Genomic DNA, 22,089 nt, shown 5'->3' on the forward strand with positions numbered 1-22,089 from the left:
TTCTCCTCCTTTTCTCACCGCTTCGAGTATATCGCTCGTATATAAACTTGATATAAACTCAGTGGAAGAAGGAGGCATGAAAATAAAAAAGCAGAGGTTTATCCCTCTGCTAATCCTTCATAACCATTTACAAAATACGCGATCGCCTCTAACTCATCTTCTTTCAGTTCTCTGTTCACATGTGCTTGATATTCACTCTTGATTCTCTGCTGATCTCCACCATAAAGATCAGTGTATTTCGCAATCATCCTAAGCTTGTCTGTTTCCTGACGAAACTCCTCTTTTGTCCACGGCCTTTGGTGTGACGGAATATACGTATCGGCATCAAAAGCATCTAGCTCATCTAAAAGACGCAAGATTTCTTTTACCGTATAATGTACTTTTTCAGCATACATTTTCGGATAAATGCAATCAGCAAGAAAAAGGATTTTCTCTTCTTTCACATATACGATCACTGAATCTGCGGCATGATCGCCCCCAACATGTTGCACGACACAAGTAACCCCGCCAAGATCAATTTCCATCCGATGATCAAACGTGACATTCGGTAAAACCACCTGAATCTCTCGATGATCCTGATATTCTTCCTTGATGGCTTTCGCACAGAACTCAATCTCCGTCCCTTCCCTCACCCGCTCATCAATCGCCTCATCTGACCAAGAAAACGGAAGAAGCTTCTCCATTTCCTTTCTGGTCTTGGCAGAAGAAATTGAAACCGTATCAGGCAATGCCGGCAGACCAAAAATATGATCCCAATGCCAATGCGTGAGGACAACCAGATCGGGCGAGGCGTTCTCATTTTTTAATGTTTCTTTGATGAAATAGTTCGCATGATTTTCCGAGTTGCCGGCATCGATCATTAATGTTTTGTTATTGCCTACGACCACGCCTAGGATGGGGCGGTCGGTTCTTGATACTGGTGTGATGTAGGAGAAGGTTTGGCCTAATTTTTTGATTGTGTGCATGGTGTGCCTGCTTTCTAATATTTTTAAGTTTTATCCCCGTTGAATTGTTATGCGCTAGTTAATCAAATATTATTTCTTTAACAAACGTTTGGCTAACTTTCGATCTTCTTTATCTTTCGTCTTCACGTAAATATTTTCGATCAATTCCCTCGTGGCAGCTTGCTGCGAATACAAAGGAGACCATTCCTTTAATACAATTAAAGCATGATACTGTAAATTTCCATCATCCATCTGACCTAAGTGCAGCTTGAATTAATGGCAATCCTACACCTTCGTATTCATATAAATCTTGCACAATATATTGTAGACAAGCCACTTCATCATCTGAAAGGTTTGATAACGATAAATGTGTTTCTGCAAATGTGCAAAGCTCTCTAATATGCTTGGGATGATTTGTGTCCATCACAGCAAAGTATATTTCACTATTTTCCGGATCTTTCTCAAGTAAAGCAAATAGATGCTCAATCACATCTAAACGATAAAAGAGAGCGATTTTAAGTGCTTGGGAGCTAAAACCCTGTTGTAACGTATCGATTGCAAGCTTTGGCCATCTACTGTCATTGATGAACGGTTGAACCGCTTCCTGGATACCCTTATAATCGTCCTGTTTCCATGAATCATTCAATCGGTCTTCCCAAATCTCTTGATCATAATTTAAAAACTCATTTATTTTCAATATTGGATAAAAGTCCTCAATTGCTTGGCAGTGCTTATGAGCATGGTGAATAAAATAGCAGAGAACTGAGCTTACATTTGGATAATCTTCGATACTGTGGATAGAAACCTCATCTTCTAATAGTGCTTGAATGATGAGACTCGCTCCATCATATAATTCTTTGGAAATTTCATCTTCGGATAAAGCTGTTTCCAGATCACCATTAAGAGCGCAAGTATAGGCTAAGTATTCATTCATGATTGTATTTTCGCAGCCCTTTGTTAGTAACCATCGTTTTATTTCTGGCGTCGATGCTTCCAATTGCTCAACAGCCGAAATCTTTCCCCATCCATCGACGGACTTTGCAAGACGCCAAACATGTTCGTTTCCTTGAATTGTGCCATTCTTCAATGCAAATACGACATAAGAAGTAAATTCTTCATGCATACCTAATGTGAATAAGAGCTCTTTGTATTTATCGCAGTTCGTACATCCCAGTATCGTGACTGCAAATTTGACAACCTCCCGATGTGCTGCATGTTCAAGAAGCCATAGCGCTTCTTGCTGTACAAGAGACTCCTCCCATTGTTTATGATGAAATCGCTCAATTAATTTACTACTGCGGCTCGCTATATTGTCAGAAATGATTTTTTCATATGTTTTCTTTCTTGTTGCATTTGTAGGATGATTCAGTTGTTTTTCAAAAAGCTTCAATAGTTTCTTCACATAAAAAGGAGCAGGTCCTTCATCTACATAATATTCAGATAAACCGGGAGCAAATCGCGGTTCATTTTCATCAAATAAATATTCTTCATCAGGTAAACGGCCGTCTACTATTTTATGATGTGATTGAATTGTTGTTGAATAAAGGGGACGATTTTCTCTTTATGATCCCATGGTAGAAAGTCTAACTTCATTGAATCATCTAAAACCGTTTCATGATCTACCTTCACAATACAACGAAATCGTACATAACCGCCAAGTTTAACGGACACTTTGTGTTTTGTACCATCTTGAAGCTCCAATATCCCCGACAATTTTGAATAGGGAATCATATGAGTCAATAAACTTTTTCGTTGTTTTTTATCAACTGTCACACCATCAATGATCAGTTGCTCTTCTTTTATTTGGTTTATAATTTCTATAGAATGCCCTTTATAATCAGTTTTCCACGTTTTATGTATTTCCTTTTCTACATTTTTTACTACGTTACGCATTTCAAGTTTAAAGTCAGCTTTAAAACCCATGAAAGTCTCCTTTTTTTCAATTTATCTATGTTAATCTGCATTATTGAATGCCTAAATTTCCCAAGTAATAGGATGTGGAAAATAAATAACTCTCCATCCCCTTCTAATATAAAACTTTAGCGGACACTAACACTATAAAGTTCCATACAATTCTTTATTGTCTCTAGAGATAAGAAGTGAATGAGGGTATTGCATATCCTCTTCAAAGTTATTACTTCTCCTTTAAGAATCTGTGCAATTTATTTGTAGCATTTCACTAATTTATTTGTATTATAATCATTTATATACCAATCAATTGACTCCAAATATTCCCTTATATCTTCTAATTCTAAATCAATTTTTAAATCGTTCAAATTAGAATATAGAACTCTAAAAAGAAGATCTAATTGATAAGAATAAATTTTTAATAAACCTAATTCATTATCTATTAAATTATTGTAGTAATCTATTTTATTTATTAAGAAGTCCTCTATATCAACTTTATTATTTGTAAATGGAGTTATATTAAGTGTTGAACATAGATAATGGTAGTTTAACTTATTACTTGCTTTAGTACTAATTAAAATCGCTCTATAAAGGTTGATTATCTCATTTTTATTTGTACATACATATCTACTTATTGAATAAAATAATTGTATTTCATTTACTAAATTTACAAGTTGATTTGCATTAGCAATGTACATTGAAGAAAAATATCTATGTTCACCATCACTATAATAATTACCAACTTGTATATTATTAATTTTTTCTTTCTTTTTAAATAATCTTTTTGATTTTATAGCACTATTTTCGTGAATTATTTTCGGTAATAATTCTCTAGTTAGCCATTTATATGTATGTTTAACGGTCCAGTAATCTTTAACCCCATATTCTTTTGATAAATTCATGTCATTCCATAGTAACCATACATAATTTGAGGGAGTCAAACTATAATAATTATCTATAAAACTATGTATTATGCATTTATGACCTTTATTGTAATTTTCATTATCTTCCTTAATGTAAACTTTCAGCATATTATCTCCGGAATCATCAAATATGTGCCATTGAGAACTTCCTTTCTCGTAATCATGTTCACTAGAAAACTCGAGAATTTCCTTCCAAAGGTTCATATTCACTTTTATTAAGTGGTATTTCGATAAATCATAGTGATTAGGAATGAAGTCTTTACAATCAATAATCTCTTCTAGTTCTATTATTGCCTCTATATATTCTGAAATAAATTTATCAATAACAATACAAAGATTAAAAACTTCTTCATAGCTCAAGTTGAATCTTGAATTACCTAATTGAACAATATAATTATTTTCATCTAATTTTGCTACAATATATCGTCTCATTTCAAAATGTATGGGTGTGTTATTTCCGGGATATAATTCGCTTAATATTTCTTTATGTCCCAGACTGATATTAGTTCCTCGAATATAAAAACTATTAAAGGTAAATAAACATGAACCTCTATTTTCATTTATAACCGGAAGATATCCTTCTAAGATCACGCTTTTATTTTTATACTTTAAAAACTTTCCATCAATTGAGAAATTTTCAATATCTGCTTCCCCAAAATCTGCCACGTGATTATTTATATGGTCTACATATTCTTCCAGTGTGATTTTTCCTTCATTTAATTGCTTCCTAATAACTTCGAGGCTAAGTGCATATTTTGCTTCTTCTTCAAATTTCTTAATATGCTTTTTTACTTCTTTTATTTTTCCTTTTGCCCGACGCAATAACCGTAAAGAGATTTCTTCTGGCAAATCGTTATTTCTTTTATCATTATTACACTTATGATGAGCTGGTCTTAAATTTTCTAGACCATTAAAATCAAAATCCAACGTTAGCTTAAAATCATTTATTACATTTTTTACTTTCTCATCATCTTTAAATGTTGCTTCAGGTATTATATGGTCTACTTGTAAATCTGAATAATTGAATAAATCTTCTAAACATATAATACAGCGTCTTTGATGAGCTTGCCAAAGAGCGTATCTAACTTCTGGTTTATCTTTTAAGGCCAATAGTATCTCCCTCTCCGTAATAAAATATTATTACAAAAATATGAAACTCTAATGGTGATTTTATTCTCTTATATACTTATTTAAAATTTCCGCTTTACCATCACTTATGATAAGGCTCACCGTGGCGTATCTAGATGAGGTTTTTAAGTCAAAATAACAGCTTTCGTACGCTTGATACGAAAGCTGTATTTAATATTCATTCACATTTTTCCAATAAATCTTTTATCTCCACAGAGATTGTAGGATAATCACTCTTTCCAAGTAAGCTGTATTTCTCATTCAAAATAAGAGTTTTTCCTTCAAAATTTATATCATTCATTTCAACAAGACCCAAAATTAATTGTGAACCTTCTGGTTTTTTTTCTATAATAAAGTCTAACATCTTATCCAAGTTTGCTTTTTCTTGGTCTTGTTGGTTGGGAGAGTCAATAACTATTGGACAAAACACTGAAGTTGAAAACTCCTTCATTACTTCAAGAATACTAAAATAATATGCTAATAACGCTCTAGGTTTACCACTCCCAGTTTCCGCTATTTTGGAAGTGATTGGTTTGTAAGATTTTTCGCTCATTGTTAATACATCTAGCTTCATTAAATTACTTTGCATTAAGTTAAAGTATTTTGTTCTAATTTCTTTTTTTCGTTTCTTATCTTCGAATTCTTTTAATTCTTCTTTTAAATCCTCGATTTGTTGCTCATTATTATATATTTCATTATTTAATGAACTTATTTCTTCCTCCATAAGTAAGTTCATTTCTCTTTTACCTTCATTTAAAATTATGTCTTTTAGCTTTACTGCTCCTTGTTTTTTTGAGAGAATATCCTTTATTTTTTCTTGCTCATGATTATTCTTATCATAAATTTTGTATTCAGATTGAATACTTTCTATAATTTTTTTTAAGTCTGAATTCAGACTTAATAACAAATCTTTACAAGTATCTTCATCTTTTGCAATTGCAAAACGCTCTGCAAATGAGTTCTCATAAATATTACCGCACGTCGGACACTCTACAGAATCAGTTTGTTCCATTGCAAATTCAAAATCATCCTTTAATTCAGCTATAGTGCTGTTGACTACTTTGATTTGCTGTTCTATGTGTAACTTATGATTTTCTAACTCTAAGATTTTCTGTTTTAACCTAGAACCTTTTTTGTTTAATACATCATAAAGCGATAATAAGTCATCAATCTCTTTTTTAAATTGAACTGTGTCAATAGCTGCAACTTCCTCTTTAATTTGGTTTCTAATTTTTGATATAAAGTTGCTTGAGATTTTTCTTTCATTCTCCAATGCAGATATTTCTTTTTTATAGTTTCTTATTGCTGCGTTTATTTCATAATATTCATTCGGTCTAATACCAGTATGATAATTTACTACATCATTTCTCCAATTACTAAATTGAGAAAGTCTATCAAAGGACTCCCAATTCTTATTCCAGCTTATATCCTGGTCAATGTAAAAAGGTAGAAGAAAATAAGCCGGAGGAGGGATAAGTGATTCTCCCTTACTATTGTTAAGAACCAGTTTGTAGTTAAACAATTGGGCAATGAAAGGCCCAATGCCATTAGTGATACCTTTAAAAGTATCTATAACATTCATTTCGTCATCAAAAACAGCGAAAACCCTTTCTTTTCTAAGAATAGAATAGGTTTTTCCATCAAGAGAAAACTTAACTAAAGAAATAACATTTGCATTCTTCCATTTAGGATGTAAGTCCTTTGGATCAGCTCCAAATGTCCAATAAATACTTTTTATTAATGACGATTTTCCAGTATGGTTATCTCCCTTTATCACTGTTATGTTTGGATGAAATGTTACCTTCTTTGCCTTTTCCTCTAGAAACGACACTAGTTTTATTTCCTTTATTATCATTCTTTTCATAGTTATCTAACCTCAAATTCCGAATTAGTCTTCTGAAATTTCCGCTCATTTACTAAACTCCATTAAAATTATGACCTTGATATAATATTCACTATAAAATGAATTAGATTCTTTAGATATATATTCGTTATATACCGGCTTTAATAAATCATTTTGTAAATTTATAATCTGTTTTTCTTTATATGTTTCTATCATTTTTGAGATAATAGTGATTGTATTTCTCAATTTCAAATTAGCATAATTCATCTTATCTACTCTATAATCATCCCATGCCTGCTTTATTTTAAGCCGGTCTGAAAAAGGCATATTTTCTTGCAAAAGGGAGTCATTAATAAATCTCCAGCGCTCCTGTTCTTCGTCATCTGTTGAGAACATTTGAATATGTTCTTTAAATTGTTCTCGGCTAATTCCTTTATGCTTCGCTAATTCTTCGAAAGAAGAGATGTCACTTTCATAGTTGTTTTTTACTTTCACTTCACTAAATATTGCATCGTAAATAACGCTAACCTTGTATTTTGAATCAGGATTTTGTTTTTCAATAAACTCTGATAATTTACCTTTTAAATAAGTTTCTCGATTATCCACTAATAATTCAGATACCTCAAAAAACGTCAATTCAACAAAATCTGGGTTATCTTTCAATTGATGCTCATCTATCACCTTGCGGATAATTTCTGCGATGGTTACTTCTTCTAGCTCTGAAAGACAAATTTTTTTCTTTGTAATGCTCTTTTCTCCACATAATAATTTTAAATTATAAGTGTAATTCGAAATGAAATTAAGTGATAAAGTATGCTCTGGAAATTGCATCTTGCATTCATACATTTTCCCTAAAATTGACAAAGAAGGTCCTTCTGCTCCTGGTTTTCTTTTTGTTAAAGAATTTAAAGTCCAATTCTTTGAACTTGTTTTTATTTGAAAAAAGGAAATGTTTTCAGGGTCTGTAGCTGAATCATAAACAACTACATCATCGTAATAATCCATAACTAATAAGAAGTCTTCTTCAACTTCATACATTTCCATCATCTTTAAAATAGCCCAATCTTTTTGATAATCAAATCTATTTGAAGAACGGGGACCACTAATGTCTCTCGGCTTAACAAATGAGTCTTTTAGTTTATCCATGTAATCAATCCTATTCATTCTCAATCTGAGAGTTTATTATTATATGAATAAATAACTTTTTCCTCAATTGTATCAATAAAACAGTTCACTAACAACATTTATTACCAATTGAAACCCTTCTAAAATATCTATAACTTGATATTCAGATACGCATATTTCAACATTTGTTTTATCACTAGTCTTACTTTGTATCGAGATTCCGAGCTGGACTCTGAATAAACTCTGATAATTTCATATCCTGTTCGCTTACTTTTGTCTTTTAAAATTTGGATGTTGCGGTGTACTCAATACCCCATGGGTTGGACCAAGATGTATTTCTAGTGTAGATTACTAGATTGTATCGATTCTGCTGAACAATTCTCTCCTTAGGTTGTATAGTAAGGTACTCTGTTACCATTTCTGCCATTTAATTTTTTTTAATATAAAAAGAGCAATCTTAAAAAAGACCACTCTTACATAAAAACTTCATCTATTTATGATAAGGCTCCCCCCGCACAATCCGAAACGCACGATAAACCTGCTCCACCAACACCAACCTCATCAACTGATGCGGAAACGTCATCCTCGAAAACGACAGTTTCTCATTCGCACGCTGCATGACGGCGTCGCTTAAGCCAAGGGATCCGCCTATGACGAAACATACTTTGCTTTTTCCGTATGTTGCCAGCTTATCTATTGTATCGGCTAATTCTTCGGAACTTTTCATTTTTCCTTCGATGGCGAGGGCGATGACGTGGGCGTCTGGGTTGATTTTGCTTAGGATGCGTTCGCCTTCTTTGTCTTTGATGATTTTCATGTCTTGATCGCTGAGGTGTTCGGGCGCTTTTTCGTCCGCGAGCTCAATGATCTCCATTTTCGCATAGGCCTGTAATCGTTTTGTGTATTCGGCTATGCCTTGCTTTAAATACTTCTCTTTTAATTTTCCTACTGTGATAATTGATATATTCACAGGTCATCCCCACCTTAAGAACAAGTTATTCATATAAGTTATCAACAATTGTGGATAAAATTTGTGTATTTTGTGTCCGATCATTCGTTCCCCACTATATATATTGCAGGTTCAGCGCACAATTCACAGGTTGTGGATAAGCTGTGTGTATGTTCGATTTTTCTGAATTCTGGTGGCACTTCGTGATCATCTATGTACATGTCTAATACGGTTTCAATGTGTTCTGCACAAGCATAAAATATTTTGTTCATAAGTTTCTTTTTCCTCCAATATGTTCTCCGGTTATTCACAATATTTCACTCATTGTTCAATATAACCGATTTATTCACATGTTAATAGTCTTTTGCCATTTTCCACACCTTTTGTCCACAAACAAAACGAAAAAGCCTCCACTTCCTGTGAAGGCTTCCTTCTATATAAACGGATTATAAAATCTCGTTCCTCTGACAAAAGTCATCACAAGCGACACAATCAGTACCACACCAACAAACAAGAATGCTGCATAATCTGCTTTTTGAAAGTCTTTGGCGGTAAACCATGTGCGCTTTTTATGCTTTCCAAATCCACGCAGCTCCATCGCATTGCTGATCGTCTCAATCCGCTCCAGACTGGAGAAAATCAGCGGCATCACGATCGATAACGCATTTTTGATTCGTTTCCCCAGTTTTTCATTCTTCGATAAATCGATTCCTCTTGCCTGCTGAGAAATGGCAATCGTTCGAAAATCCCGCTGAATATCTGGAATATAGCGTAGGGCAATCGCTACAGCATAGGAAATCCGGTAGCTGACCCCGATTCGGCTGAGTGATGAGGCAAATTCACTTGGATTCGTTGTGACGATAAATAAAAGTGCCGCTGGCATAACCGTCACATATTTGAGTGTAATGTTCAATTGATAGAAAAGCTGTTCAAGCGTGACATTGTACCAGCCTGCGATATGAAACAGCTCGTGTTTTGCTCCGTAGATGGCGACACCTTGCTGCGGCGCAAAGATGTAAATGGCGATGTTGTTGATCACTAGGAAAATCGCCAGGACGATCACCACGAAGGATATATCACGAAGTCGCACGTTCGACAGCTGAAAGAATACGATACTGGCGGCTAGCATAAACACTAATACGCCTGTATCATACGTGAGCATCGCTGCGGATGACCAGAGGATAAAGCAAATGAGTTTGGTTGCACCTGTCAGCCGGTGAATCGGCGACGGGCGATCGATATAGGACAGCATGTCTACAGCCATGTCATTCGTTCCTTTCTGTCAACCTCAATGAAGCGATCCACGAGTTCATTTGGATTCGGCCAGTCTGCTTTCAGCGCCAGTTCATACAGCGACGTTTCCTTTAAACTCGCCTTTTGGACAAGCAGCTGATCCGTCAGCACTTTGGCCGGTGTGTCATCTGCGATTTTTTCTCCATCTGACATCACAATGGTTCTTGTTGTGTATTCGAGCATCAAATGCATATCATGGGTGATCATGAAGATCGTGACACCTTGTTTGTTTAATTGCTCTAAAAACGTCATCATTTCTGTATAATGTCTAAAATCCTGTCCGGCGGTTGGCTCGTCTAAAATGATGATTTCAGGTTCTAATACAAGAATAGACGCAATGGTGACGCGTTTTTTCTGTCCAAAGCTGAGGGCCGAGATGGGCCAATTCCGAAATGGAAACAGACCGCATACTTTCAGAACCCGCTCCACCCGTTCCTTGATTTCGTCTTCTCGTACGCCTCTTAAAACGAGACCAAGTGCGACCTCGTCAAAGATCATTTGTTTTGAAATCATTTGATTTGGGTTTTGCATGACGACACCGATTCGTTCGGAGCGTTGTTTGATCGTATCTCCTGTGATGTCATCACCATTTAAAAGGATTGTCCCTTCAGTTGGCTTTTCAAACGCGCAGAGCAGCTTGGACAATGTCGTCTTGCCCGCACCATTGGCTCCTGCGATGCTGATCATTTCTCCTTTTTTGACGGTAAAAGAGATGTTGCTCAGCGTGTTTGGTCTTGTCGGATAGTCAAAGCTCAGCTCACGTACTTCTAGTAAATCCTGCGCTGCAATCTGCTCTGTTTGATGCTCAGATGCTTCCATCCACTGTTCGATTTTCTCTTTTGCCTCTTCATCTAAGGTGAGGTGCTGTAAATTAGCTAACTGATCTCCTGGTGCGACCGGAATGCCTGCATATTTCCAGGCCTTCACATATAATGGCTCGCGCAAATATGCCGCTTCCAACACATTTGAAGCGAGTAATTCATCTGGTGTCATATCAGCCGCAATCGTTCCGTCATTGACAACGATGATGCGGTCCACATGACGAAAGAGGACGTCCTCTAATCGGTGCTCGACCATCACGACGGTTTTTTTCGTTTCTTTTTGCAGTCGATCGATGAGATCGATCACTTCTTTGCCAGTAGCAGGATCAAGGCTTGCAAGTGGTTCATCAAATAATAAAATGTCGACATCGTTGACAAGTACACCTGCAATGGCTACACGCTGTTTTTGACCGCCTGACAGCTCATGCACGGATGCTGCCAGCTTGCCGTCTACTTCTGTTAATCTCGCCGCTTCTGCTACACGGGCTTTCATCTCTTCGCGCGTGACCTGATCATTTTCAAGCGTAAACGCGATGTCTTCACCAACGGTCAGCCCGATAAATTGCCCATCAGGGTCCTGCAGCACCGTCCCGACAAGCTGTGAGAGGGAGAAAATGTTTTCTTTCTCTGCATTCTTACCGCCGATGTGAAGACTTCCTTCCATAGACCCTTTATAAGACGCAGGAACTAGCCCATTGATACAATGGGCTAGTGTGCTTTTTCCCGATCCAGACGGGCCTGCGATGAGGACTTTTTCCCCTTCATAGATGGTCAGGTTGATATCTTTCAATGTCGGTTCTGACTGACTGCGATACTTGAATCCGAAATGCTCGAATTGAATCATCGGTTTCTTCATTTACGTGTTCCACCTTGCTTCATGATGTTTCTTTCGATAGGCTGCCGCTTTTGCTTCTCGTTTTCGCATAAGCTGCAATGATGATTGTTCCTAGTACACCGACTGTGATGATGTTCGAAATTCCTGCTACGATACCTTGCACAAACACTTTGTTCGCAGGTTCTGCATAGATCACAATGTCGAGTACAGGGGCAATGACAAACCAGCCTAATGCCTGTGCGCCTGCTTGTACGGCGTTGAAGAGCGTGATCTTTTTCCAGCCGAAGTCGCCCTCTTCTACTTTTAAACGGTTTGAAATGAAGCCGATCAGTAAACCAACAACACCCGAAACAATAATCCAGCTCCACCAAGGGCCAAATGTGGTGGCATCTTTAATGAGATGGCCAATAAAACCAATCAGTGCGCCTGCAACAGGACCAAATAAAACGGCCATTAATGCAAGGAATGCGTACGATGTTTCAATTTGTGTATTCGGAATTCCAGTTGGAATGGAGACGAAGCGTCCTAAAATGACAAAGACGGCTGCGCCAATTCCGATGGCAACGACAGTTTTCGTTGAAAGTTGTTTACCTGCCATGATGTTGTTTCCTCCTCTTATTCGTATATAATGCGCGGAGCTTTGCGAATCGAAAGGCGCCAGCCTGTGCCTGTACCGATGTTATAAGCCTTTGCAAATGACCCTTGATTGATCGCCACGCCTAAATGATCGAGTGAATTGACATATACGAGTGGTTCGCCTACCTTTAAATCGGCAAAAGATCGTCCATAGGTCATGATATTTTTATACACATTTTTCGGGCCGTTGGCAATGGTAACTTCTATTGCATCACCATAATTGATTGAAAGTTGTTCAAATAACGTGTGATGAATGTTTGTCCATAGGTTTCCGAACCTCACATCTAAAATATCAATTGTTCCTGTGATCACTTCCTCTTCGGCATAAGCCTTTACGACTGGAAGGTGAATAATATCATCAATATTCGCCTTTGATCCGACTTCTTCAAAAGAAATCACGCCTGAAGCAATTCTCGCGCCTGTATACGCGTAAATATCTCTCCCATGGAATGTATGTGATTTTCCCGACTTCGGCAGCCGGTTAATGGTTTCATCTAAATAACGGGCTTCCACAATCCCAATATCCTGCGCGACGTGCGTGAGTGTCCCGTTATCTGGGGTAATGATATAGTGCGAGCTTGTTGTTTTGACGACAAGACTCTTTCGCTCTGATCCAACGCCCGGGTCAACAACGGATACGAAGACCGTTTCTTCCGGCCAATATGTGACGGTTTGCAGCAGGCGATAAGATGCCTCCCAAATGTCATATTGCGGAATGTTGTGTGTTAAATCAAAAATGCGGATGTTGCTGCTTACCGTATTTGCCACTCCGTACATTGCGCTGACTGCTCCGTCATCAATGCCGAAATCTGATTGTAAAACCAATGCATGTTCACTCATGTTAATCTCCCTTTCATTTTAAAAAATGGTTGTGGTGTTTCACGTGGAACATTTGAACATTTGTATGAAAAAAGTGGACAATAAAAAATACCCCATCCTTATCTTTGAATCATAAGGACGAGGTATTTGTCTCGTGGTACCACCTTTATTTACTGTTTGCTCGCGCTAAACAGCCTCTACAAGTACAAAGCTCCAATCTGGCTCATATACTGTGGTTTTGATAACGAGTACCAACTCTCGTCGTGACCTACTGATATCAAAGATATGTTCAGTACGAGGCTCAGAGACCATTTTTCGAATCATTATTTTTGCTTCTTTTCAGCTGCCGAAGCTCTCTGTGGAAAAATTGATGATTGTACTTTCTCTCGTCATTGCCTGTTCAACTATTTTGAATTAAAGCTATCATACATGATGTTATTTTATAAATCAAGATATTTTTCTGAACATTTTTAAAAATGAGTCAACTGATACTGGAAGAGTCTTCTTTTTATAAAATTTAAACAAATGTTAAAGAGCGAGATATGGTGTCTTTCTTTTCTAGCGTTATAATAAAGAGGAAGGGAGGTACAGTGTGTGTGGACCATCTGTATGAATGAGTTTAAGCAGCTCTTCAAAAGCACAAAATCCATCTTAACAATTGTTATTATTTTCATTTTATCTACTTTTGTATCAAGTCTTCCATTTATAGCTGCTTATCAAGGGAAATGGGAACAGGCAAAGGACCCTTATTCCATTGGGAATGAACTGGTGATGTCTTTATTTGGTTTTTTCCTTATTTTTTTATTGTCTCATGATATTATGAGTCGCGAAATTCACTTGAAAACCATTCGTTTTCTCGTCAGTAAAACGACCCGTTTGAATATTATCGTCGGAAAATATCTTGGACTGATGCTGTTTTGGCTCAGCTGCATTATGACGACATATGTACTGAATATGGTGATTTCACATCGTTTTCTGTTCTCTGATGCCTTAAAAACCTTAACCTTTATCAGTGTCGGCATCTCATGTACTTTGTTTCTGTCCATGCTCTTTCCAACACCGCAGAAATCGATGTTTGTCGGTATGTTGTTTTCCTTTCTTTTCCCAATCGTCAGTATGATTTCTGTTCTCTCTTCAGAACGGTTGATTCATTGGTTCAAATACATGACGCCTTATTATTATGCGCGATGGAATGAACCGCTGACCTATGTGCTGATGAATGCAGCATTGACCGTTGTCTTACTCATTGGAACTGCGCTGCTGTTTCAAAGGAGGGATGTCTAAATGCTACATACAAAAGGGCTTACAAAAAAATATCGAACAAAAGTTGCAGTAGATCATATCAACCTTGATGTCAATCAAGGCGATATCTTCGGACTCATCGGACCAAAGGGTGCTGGTAAGACCACGTTTTTCAATATCATTACGGGAATTTCCCGCCCGACCTCTGGTACGTTTACAATGATGGACATGCCTTCGTTAAAAAAAGTGAGGCATCACATCGGTGTTCTGCCTGAATATACGGATTTATATGAAGGGCTCACGGCACTTGAGCATATTGCCTATTTATCAAAAATTACCGGTACACGCCAGAAAACGAGCGATTATGAAGAATTACTCGAATTCGTCGGTTTACATCGCTATCATCAGGAGAAAGTCGGTGCCTTTACTCCTGGTATGAAGAAGCGGCTCGGAATTGCGCAGGCAATCGCCCATCAACCTGAATTTATTTTGCTCGACGAGCCTTTTGCCGATATTGATTCAGATTCTATCTTGAATATCCAGCGGGTCATTGATACGTTAAAAGATGAAGGCAAAACCGTCTTTTTAACAACTGACCGTCCACGGTTCACAAATAGTATCTGTACCAAAACTGCGTTCATTTCTGAAGGAAAATTAGTGTCCCCACATACTTATCCTCAAGAGAAAACCATCACATCCTCAAACATTCGTGCAACATTCAAGCATGCATGGATTGATGATGAGGTGAAGCCTGTTCTCACGCAGTATTTACAAACTGTGGGAACAGATCTTGTGATCAGTGATGACGAGACCTCATTGTTGATTCGTTCAGAAGCCCAAGTCCCTGCGATCATCCGCGCTTTCGTGAAATGCAAAATAGACCTATACAGAGTCACGGCTCAGGATGCCATGATTTCCTCATAAAAAGTACCGTACGCTCTCCGCACGGTACTTCTTCTTTTTTATAAGGGTTTGCTCATGTAAATGCCGGTTTCCGCAAATCCCGTCTTCTCATACAACGCACGGGCAATTTGATTATGAGCAAAGACATGCAGCGAGAGTTTTTGCACACCTAATGACTTTGCCTGCTCCTCTAATGCAGCAATGGCCTGCTTCGCAAAACCTTTTCCTCGATAAGCTTCAAACAAAATAAAGTTATAAATAAATCCTTCCTGTTGAGGGTGATTCGGATCATAACAAAGCCAAACCCAGCCAATCGCCTCTTCTCCCTTTAAGAAGTTCCACAGCTCATGATGCTCTGTTTGAAGACCTTCTGGAAGCAGCCTATCAAATTGATCTTCTGCGTTCTCAAGTGCTTCTTCCTTCTCCCATGTCCCTGCGAGCACTTTTTCTTCTGCATACCTCTTAATGGCTTCCTCCATCAATGAATCATAATCTGTTTGTGACATCGGTTGTAGTGTAACCAATCGTACCTCCCCCTTTCCTTCATCATATGATGAGCATGCAAAAAAAACCAGTCCCTTGTTGGAACTGGTTATCCGCCGAATCGGTCGGTCTGGGAGAGTTTGACCTCTACTGATTTTTTCTTTCCGCTTCGGTAAAATTGCACCTTTACCTTGTCGCCGACTTTCTTTTGATATAAATATTTACGCAGATCCACGATATTCTGTACATCTTTGCCATCAAAGGATGTCACGACATCCAGCTCTTTTAGCCCCGCTTTTCCTGCTGGAGACAAAGGTTCAACACTCATCACGACGACTCCGGTTGTGACCTTTTCTGGCAGTTTCAACGTTTCCTGCCAGTGGTAGCTCGCAATATCGGCTAGTGATTTCATGCCAACCCCAAGGTATGGACGTTTGACCTCCCCATAGCGCTCTAAATCCTCTATGACAGGGATAACCAAATTCGCAGGAATGGACAGCCCAATTCCTTCAACTTCTGATTCAGCAATTTTCATTGAATTGATACCGATCACTTTCCCGTCCATATTGATCAACGCACCACCACTGTTTCCCGGATTGATGGCGGCATCTGTTTGCAAAACTTCCGCATTCCAATCCGCCTGTCCGTCTCCATTCGAGTCCACAGGAATCGCACGTTCCGTTCCTGAAATGACACCTTGTGTGACAGAGCCCGCGAATTCAAGCCCTAATGGATTTCCAATGGCGATGACTGGCTCACCTGGCTTCACATGATCTGAATTGCCAAAGGCGGCGGTTTTCTTGATCTTATCACTTTTGACGGTGAGTACCGCTAAATCCATGAGCTGATCGCTGCCGACAAGATCGGCTCCAATTCTTGTCCCGTCCTGAAGGCTCACTTCAAGCTGGTTTGCGCCTTTGATGACATGATGGTTGGTCACGATATAAAAGGTATCACCCTTTTTTTTATAAATCACACCTGACCCGCTGCCTGCTTCTCCACCTTCCTCCCAAAAGCTCGACTTTTGGATGTTAATGACGCCGACAACCGTATCCGACATACTAGACACCACTTTCGTGACAGCATCATTGACGCTCACATTGACTGTCTTTAAAGGGCCCTCTGATGCTTGCTGGTCTCCGGCCGGCTGCCAACCAAAGGGACTGCCGCTCTGTCCAGATACATAGGGGAAAAAGAATCCCATTAAAAAAGCTCCTACCAATACACCGATCAAACCAGATAGGAAATATCCTTTTCTGCTCCGTCTCGGCTTCCACTCTACATCGCGATAATCCACTATGTTTCCTTCCTTTCAGTGAATAGATGATGTATATAGTGTTGGTAAGAAGCTCTTATCTTAATCATACGATTGTCAAAATCATACGGCGCAAAGCGGTGTTGCTTTTTTCGGATCCGTATCATATAAATCAAAGCCGTCCCCCACAACATAGCCCTTCATTTCAAGCGTCTGCTGGACCGCCATACGGGCTAAATCCTTCATGTTGTTGTCTTGACTCAAGTGAGCTAAGTAAATGCGTGAGGTGGCATCCCCAATTACATCTGTCATCGCAAGAGCGGCATCTTCATTCGATACATGTCCAACGTCGCTCAGGATTCTGCGCTTAATACTCCATGGGTATCGGCCCATTTGCAGCATACCGACATCATGATTGCTCTCAAATACAAATGTATTGGCTGATTTAATAATTCCTTTCATGCGATCACTCACATAGCCTGTATCCGTCATGAGGGCAAGCTTTCGCCCTCCATAATGGAACACGTAAAACATAGGCTCTGCCGCATCATGTGACACGCCAAATGACTCGACATCAAGACCGCCAAAGGATTGAACCGTCTCCATATCAAAATGAAATTTCTGCTCGGTGTCAATCTTCCCAATATGAGATTCCATCGCCTTCCACGTTTTCGCATTTGCATAGACGGGAAGCTTGTACTTTCTTGCCATGACACCAAGCCCCTTAATATGATCTGAGTGCTCGTGTGTCACAAAAATTCCGTCCAAGTCTTCAGGCTTTCGGTCGATTTGACCAAGCAGCTCGACCATCTGCTTGCCGCTTAGGCCAGCATCCACCAAAAAGGCATGCTCGTCTGTTTCTAAATAAAAAGCGTTCCCCGTACTTCCGCTCGCTAGTACACTGAACTGCAAGCTCATGTTCTCTCACTCCATTGAAGATTTGTCATCTTTCTCTATATGATCAAGTGTTGAGCCGTCGATGGCATTGATCAAATATTCTTCCTCTGTCTTTTTCTTTGAACCAGCTGATTCGCCTTCAAGCTCCACTCTCCATACAGGAACCATGACCTGCGTGCTTGCACCTGGGTATTGCGTATAGTAGCCAAGTTCCACCTTGTTCACGGTCGTGTTTTGGCTCAGCATATTTTGCGTATATAAGTCCTTCACAGTTTCAAGCGCCGGGACAAGGGTTTCTTTTCTCACTTCATTAATCGACGTCACCATCGACTGCTGATATGATACGACCTCGTTTTGATCGTTCAAATCTAATGTGATTTTTCCGATGGTTTCGGTGTCATCAAGGCCTTCTTGGAAGATGTATTTCCCTTTATACGTTTGGAAAAAGACGATTTTACCTGTCTCTTCATCAATACTCCACAGCTTATAATTCTTCCCATCCAGCAAACGCTGGTTCACAAGGTTCGTCGCTGCTGTTTTCATATCCTTTTTCGGCAATGCGACTGGTTTATTGAAGGTCATTTCAAGCAACGTGACAGGATCATCTTTGTCTGTTTTCGGGAATGTGCTTTTCGCCTTTTGATCAGCTAATCCGTCGACATCCTTTTTCGTATATTGCTTCTTTTCAGCTGTAATGCGGTATCCAATCTTCGCTTCATCTGATAGATTGCCATATTTGATTCCGTCTGCCTTCATTTCTTCCAGCGTATCCGTTTTTTCGATAATCGCAAAATGATCAGTCGATCGTTTTTCAAAGTATTGAAAACCTAGAAAGATATCGAGAACGAGAAAGGCTAGGATAAAGATCGTTTTGGTCTTATTCCACTCCATTATTCTCGCTCCCCTCTGTCAGCAGATCATTCGATAGAATCACGGTTTTGCCGTTATATTTCATGCACCATACTGGCTCCAGCCAGACAAACATCGCTTGATCTTGATCTGATGCCGTTGTCGCAGCTTGATACGCAGGGAAAATCTGTTCAATTTTCTCCAGATCATCATATTTCGTCTGTTTGATGATCAGATTCTTCAGCTCTGTCCCATTCATCAGCTTGACCTGTTCACTCTGACTCGCTTTGTTGCCAAGAATGTAGTTTGGACGCTTGTAATTCAAGATGTCATCATTCGCCCATTGTACTTCCAGAGAGGTCATACCAAATGGATGCTTCGTACTATTGACGATTGGCAGACCATCCATAAACATATTGAAGGACAGCTGCTGGTTGCTGTTGATGCCAAAGTATTGATAGTCATCAGTAAAGCTTCCCGTATCATTGAAATACTTCACGCTTCGCTTGATCAAATCCCCCGTTTGAAAAACAGTACTGGAATTGATATTGCGGTGCTGATATTGGATGCGGTGATCTTTTTGATTGGCTTCAAGACGACTTGTCCCATCTGTATACACCGTCCGGTTTAAATTAGATTCCTCACCGACAAGACTTGGGTCTGTAAACAAAGCGTCCTTGAATTTGGTTGTCTTAATCGTTTCGATAAAGAACATTTTTGCTTCAAGCTGCTTTTGCTTTCTCGGCAGGAGGAAATCTCTTTTAGAATTCTCTGAGAATGTATAAAGATCATAGCGCGGCATCTCGCTTTGAGCGGCTGCGATGCTGTCCATCAGATTACGATAGTTGGCGGACTCAATCGTCAGCTCAAGCACCGTTTCCTTGCTATATGAGACCAAATAGACTTTTTTATTGGCCTTATTCTGCTGGGCAAACGGCACAATCATCCGATCAAATGAGTTGTATTCAATGGATTTATTCGGCCATTTAAACAGTGCTTGGAAAATATCAATCGGAATCGGATCATTGAACACAAGATCCAATGTCTTCCCCTGTCCTCCGCGTCCATAGAAGAAATTTTTAAATCTCTGCTCGGAATATTGGTCCGACACATCGGCAATCTCTTTGACATCCCACAGGCTCACATCATTCCAAAAGTTTTGGAAGAGTTCCTTTTGATCCACTTTGAAATGCTCTCCATTGGAATGGATGAACATCTCACGCGGCTTCACGACATCAATGAGACTTCGGGGCTCATCGCTTGAAATCTTCTTCGTTTCCACGACCTTTGTGCCGGCATCCGCCTGATCCTGCATGACGGGCTGGAACATCCAAATATTCCATGTAAACACAAGGCTGATCGCAATTAGGATTGTCAATATTATGGTTTTAAAGGTCTCACGCTTCATCCCAATCATCCTCTTGTTCTTCATTGTACGGAAGGGTAAAGGTTACCGTTGTTCCTTTTCCTTCAATGCTGTCAGCCCAAATATCTCCGCCATGAGCCTGAACCATTTCTTTTGCAATCGCAAGTCCTAGGCCGGTACCGCCAAGCTTTCTTGTTCTCGCTTTATCCACTCGATAAAAACGTTCAAAGATTTTATCCATATCCTTCTTCGGAATACCGATTCCTTCATCTTTGACGCTGAATAACACAAGCCCTTCATCCTCATCCAGATCGACTGTGAACGTAATATGTCCACCCTCTGGAGAATATTTCATGGCATTGGAAATGATGTTATCGAGCACCTGTGTGATTTTATCTTGATCAATTTCCACATATATTTCACGCTGCGGCAGATTGCGGATAAAATCGACATGCTGCTCCTTCGTCATTTCAAAACGATCAATGACGAGCGAGATAAACCTGATAAAGTTCGTCCACTCACGGTTGAATTGATAGTCCTTGCTGTCGAATTTGGACAGCTGGAGCAGGTCGTTGACAAGCCTGATCATACGCTCTGTTTCATTTTGCGTGACACTGAGGAACCTTGGCGCAAGCTCTTTATCACCAATTGCACCTTCAGCTAATGCCTCAAGATAGCTTCGCATCGTCGTCAGCGGTGTACGCAGCTCATGCGATACGTTCGCTACGAATTCACGGCGTTCAGCATCAATTTTCTCTTGCTCTGTCACGTCATAAATGACAGCAATTAAGCCGTCGATCTTCCCATGCTCTTTCTGAATGACTGAAAAATTGACACGCAAAACAGACAGCTGATCTTCGCGTTCAATTTCTATCAGCATGGAGTCTTGATTTTCAACTAAATCTTCAAATGTATGGGTTTCCTCTAGGCCGAGCAATGACGTAATGGGCATCTCTAATGCTGTTTCACGTGAAACATTCAGAAGCTCTAATGCCGGGCTGTTTAATAGAATAATGGCACCGTTTTGATTCGTTGCAATGACACCATCCGTCATATATGCAATGACAGAAGAAAGCTTTTTCCGCTCACCCTCTGTCATCAGCTGAGCTTCCTCCAGCTCTCTCGTCAGATGGTTAAAGGTCGTCGCTAGCTGACCGATCTCATCATGTCCATACTTTCGGACCTTTCTGGAAAAGTTCCCTTTGGCGAGCTCGATCGCTTGCTTTCTCATATCCGAAATTGGGTGTGTGATGGTTCTGAATATGAATATACCAAGTAGAGCAGTAATCCCAAGGGCAAGCAGCGTTCCCGTTGCCAAAATCGTATTAATGGTTCGCATTTGGTTAAAAACACTTTCCATGGAGGAGACCACATAAATGACACCAACGGTTTCTTGGTTTTCATTTTTCACGGCTGTCGCTGATATGCGGACTCGTTTATTCGATTCTGGGTCATAGAATTTTTTCTCGTAGTCTTTGCCAACCGCGAAAATACGGCTAATGATTTGATCTGTGATTTTTTTCCCGGCAATCTCTTGACTGCCATTATTCACAGAGGCAATGACCTCTCTGCTTTCGTCAATATAGCTGACTTCAGAAATTTCATTAGACTCATCTTTGTTGTTAAAATCGTTTAAAATCTTTTGAGCATCCTCTTTTAATTCCGCCTTGCTTTTCGATGAATCCTGTTCTAGGTAATACGATAACGAGTAGATTCGCTGATTCAAGGAATTATCATAAGAATTAATTAAGGACTGCTCTAGCTGCTTCACAAAGTAGACGCCAATGATCTGCATGGCGACAATGATCAGCAGCACGTAGATTAAGGTCAATTTGAAGTGAATCGAGCGAAAAAAACCTACTTTATTCAT

21 protein-coding genes and 1 other annotated feature are annotated in these 22,089 nt (G+C 39.2%); of the genes, 2 read left to right on the forward strand and 19 right to left on the reverse strand.

Going from position 1 to position 22,089, the window contains the following annotated elements:
- Positions 1-98: 98 nt before the first annotated feature.
- The 13 genes from NPA43_RS18215 to NPA43_RS18275 all read right to left on the reverse strand — a co-directional run bounded on the left by NPA43_RS18215 (position 99) and on the right by NPA43_RS18275 (position 13,245).
- Positions 99-965, reverse strand: a complete 867-nt coding sequence (locus NPA43_RS18215) for an MBL fold metallo-hydrolase (RefSeq protein WP_256499184.1) — start codon at positions 963-965, stop codon at positions 99-101.
- Positions 966-1,034: 69 nt separating this feature from the next.
- Complete coding sequence (locus NPA43_RS18220) at positions 1,035-1,196, reverse strand: hypothetical protein (protein WP_256499185.1); 162 nt, start codon at positions 1,194-1,196, stop codon at positions 1,035-1,037.
- Positions 1,189-2,334, reverse strand: a complete 1,146-nt coding sequence (locus NPA43_RS18225) for a hypothetical protein (protein ID WP_256499186.1) — start codon at positions 2,332-2,334, stop codon at positions 1,189-1,191. The genes NPA43_RS18220 and NPA43_RS18225 overlap by 8 nt, the downstream gene beginning before the upstream one ends.
- 119 nt (positions 2,335-2,453) lie before the next feature.
- The gene (locus tag NPA43_RS18230; RefSeq protein WP_256499187.1) at positions 2,454-2,867 is read right to left on the reverse strand and encodes a hypothetical protein; all 414 of its coding nucleotides are present in this window, start codon (positions 2,865-2,867) and stop codon (positions 2,454-2,456) included.
- Between the two features lie 239 nt (positions 2,868-3,106).
- Positions 3,107-4,885, reverse strand: a complete 1,779-nt coding sequence (locus NPA43_RS18235; protein WP_256499188.1) for an HNH endonuclease — start codon at positions 4,883-4,885, stop codon at positions 3,107-3,109.
- Between the two features lie 196 nt (positions 4,886-5,081).
- On the reverse strand, positions 5,082-6,767 hold the full coding sequence (locus tag NPA43_RS18240; protein ID WP_256499189.1) for an SMC family protein: 1,686 nt from the start codon (positions 6,765-6,767) through the stop codon (positions 5,082-5,084).
- Between the two features lie 45 nt (positions 6,768-6,812).
- Positions 6,813-7,892 carry a dsDNA nuclease domain-containing protein gene (locus tag NPA43_RS18245; RefSeq protein ID WP_256499190.1) on the reverse strand — a complete coding sequence of 360 codons (1,080 nt, stop codon included), beginning with the start codon at positions 7,890-7,892 and terminating at the stop codon, positions 6,813-6,815.
- Positions 7,893-8,361: 469 nt separating this feature from the next.
- Positions 8,362-8,841, reverse strand: coding sequence for a 23S rRNA (pseudouridine(1915)-N(3))-methyltransferase RlmH (rlmH, locus tag NPA43_RS18250; RefSeq protein ID WP_249704716.1), 480 nt, complete (start codon positions 8,839-8,841; stop codon positions 8,362-8,364).
- A gap of 80 nt (positions 8,842-8,921) precedes the next feature.
- Positions 8,922-9,092: a CxxH/CxxC protein gene (locus NPA43_RS18255; protein WP_099727294.1), complete on the reverse strand. Its 171-nt coding sequence runs from the start codon at positions 9,090-9,092 to the stop codon at positions 8,922-8,924.
- A 161-nt stretch (positions 9,093-9,253) separates the two neighbouring features.
- A complete protein-coding gene (locus NPA43_RS18260; RefSeq protein ID WP_249704717.1) occupies positions 9,254-10,084 on the reverse strand; it encodes an energy-coupling factor transporter transmembrane component T family protein in 831 nt (276 codons plus the stop codon).
- Complete coding sequence (locus NPA43_RS18265; protein WP_249704718.1) at positions 10,075-11,790, reverse strand: ABC transporter ATP-binding protein; 1,716 nt, start codon at positions 11,788-11,790, stop codon at positions 10,075-10,077. Before NPA43_RS18265 ends, NPA43_RS18260 begins: the two co-directional genes overlap by 10 nt.
- Before the next feature lie 19 nt (positions 11,791-11,809).
- Positions 11,810-12,367 (reverse strand): ECF-type riboflavin transporter substrate-binding protein, encoded by a 558-nt coding sequence (locus NPA43_RS18270; RefSeq protein ID WP_012011871.1) that lies wholly within the window; start codon positions 12,365-12,367, stop codon positions 11,810-11,812.
- Between the two features lie 17 nt (positions 12,368-12,384).
- The gene (locus NPA43_RS18275) at positions 12,385-13,245 is read right to left on the reverse strand and encodes an SAM hydrolase/SAM-dependent halogenase family protein (RefSeq protein WP_099727297.1); all 861 of its coding nucleotides are present in this window, start codon (positions 13,243-13,245) and stop codon (positions 12,385-12,387) included.
- Positions 13,246-13,355: 110 nt separating this feature from the next.
- Positions 13,356-13,626 (reverse strand) — a binding site (T-box leader).
- A gap of 192 nt (positions 13,627-13,818) precedes the next feature.
- On the opposite strand from NPA43_RS18275, the gene NPA43_RS18280 reads away from it, so the two are divergent.
- Both NPA43_RS18280 and NPA43_RS18285 read left to right on the forward strand, forming a co-directional pair.
- Positions 13,819-14,508, forward strand: coding sequence for an ABC transporter permease subunit (locus NPA43_RS18280; protein ID WP_099727298.1), 690 nt, complete (start codon positions 13,819-13,821; stop codon positions 14,506-14,508).
- Positions 14,509-15,390: an ABC transporter ATP-binding protein gene (locus tag NPA43_RS18285; protein WP_099727299.1), complete on the forward strand. Its 882-nt coding sequence runs from the start codon at positions 14,509-14,511 to the stop codon at positions 15,388-15,390. It abuts the gene before it with no gap.
- Between the two features lie 38 nt (positions 15,391-15,428).
- On the opposite strand, the gene NPA43_RS18290 is transcribed toward NPA43_RS18285, so the two are convergent.
- The 6 genes from NPA43_RS18290 to walK all read right to left on the reverse strand — a co-directional run bounded on the left by NPA43_RS18290 (position 15,429) and on the right by walK (position 22,089).
- Positions 15,429-15,893 (reverse strand): GNAT family N-acetyltransferase, encoded by a 465-nt coding sequence (locus NPA43_RS18290; protein ID WP_099727300.1) that lies wholly within the window; start codon positions 15,891-15,893, stop codon positions 15,429-15,431.
- A 68-nt stretch (positions 15,894-15,961) separates the two neighbouring features.
- The gene (locus NPA43_RS18295; protein WP_370461135.1) at positions 15,962-17,152 is read right to left on the reverse strand and encodes a S1C family serine protease; all 1,191 of its coding nucleotides are present in this window, start codon (positions 17,150-17,152) and stop codon (positions 15,962-15,964) included.
- 78 nt (positions 17,153-17,230) lie between these two features.
- On the reverse strand, positions 17,231-18,025 hold the full coding sequence (locus NPA43_RS18300) for an MBL fold metallo-hydrolase (RefSeq protein ID WP_099727302.1): 795 nt from the start codon (positions 18,023-18,025) through the stop codon (positions 17,231-17,233).
- A gap of 6 nt (positions 18,026-18,031) precedes the next feature.
- Positions 18,032-18,895, reverse strand: coding sequence for a two-component system regulatory protein YycI (locus NPA43_RS18305; protein ID WP_099727303.1), 864 nt, complete (start codon positions 18,893-18,895; stop codon positions 18,032-18,034).
- On the reverse strand, positions 18,882-20,261 hold the full coding sequence (gene yycH, locus NPA43_RS18310) for a two-component system activity regulator YycH (RefSeq protein WP_249704719.1): 1,380 nt from the start codon (positions 20,259-20,261) through the stop codon (positions 18,882-18,884). Before yycH ends, NPA43_RS18305 begins: the two co-directional genes overlap by 14 nt.
- A complete protein-coding gene (gene walK, locus NPA43_RS18315) occupies positions 20,251-22,089 on the reverse strand; it encodes a cell wall metabolism sensor histidine kinase WalK (RefSeq protein WP_230031412.1) in 1,839 nt (612 codons plus the stop codon). Before walK ends, yycH begins: the two co-directional genes overlap by 11 nt.

It is taken from the genome of Bacillus pumilus (assembly GCF_024498355.1).
GTDB classification, from domain to species: domain Bacteria; phylum Bacillota; class Bacilli; order Bacillales; family Bacillaceae; genus Bacillus; species Bacillus pumilus_P.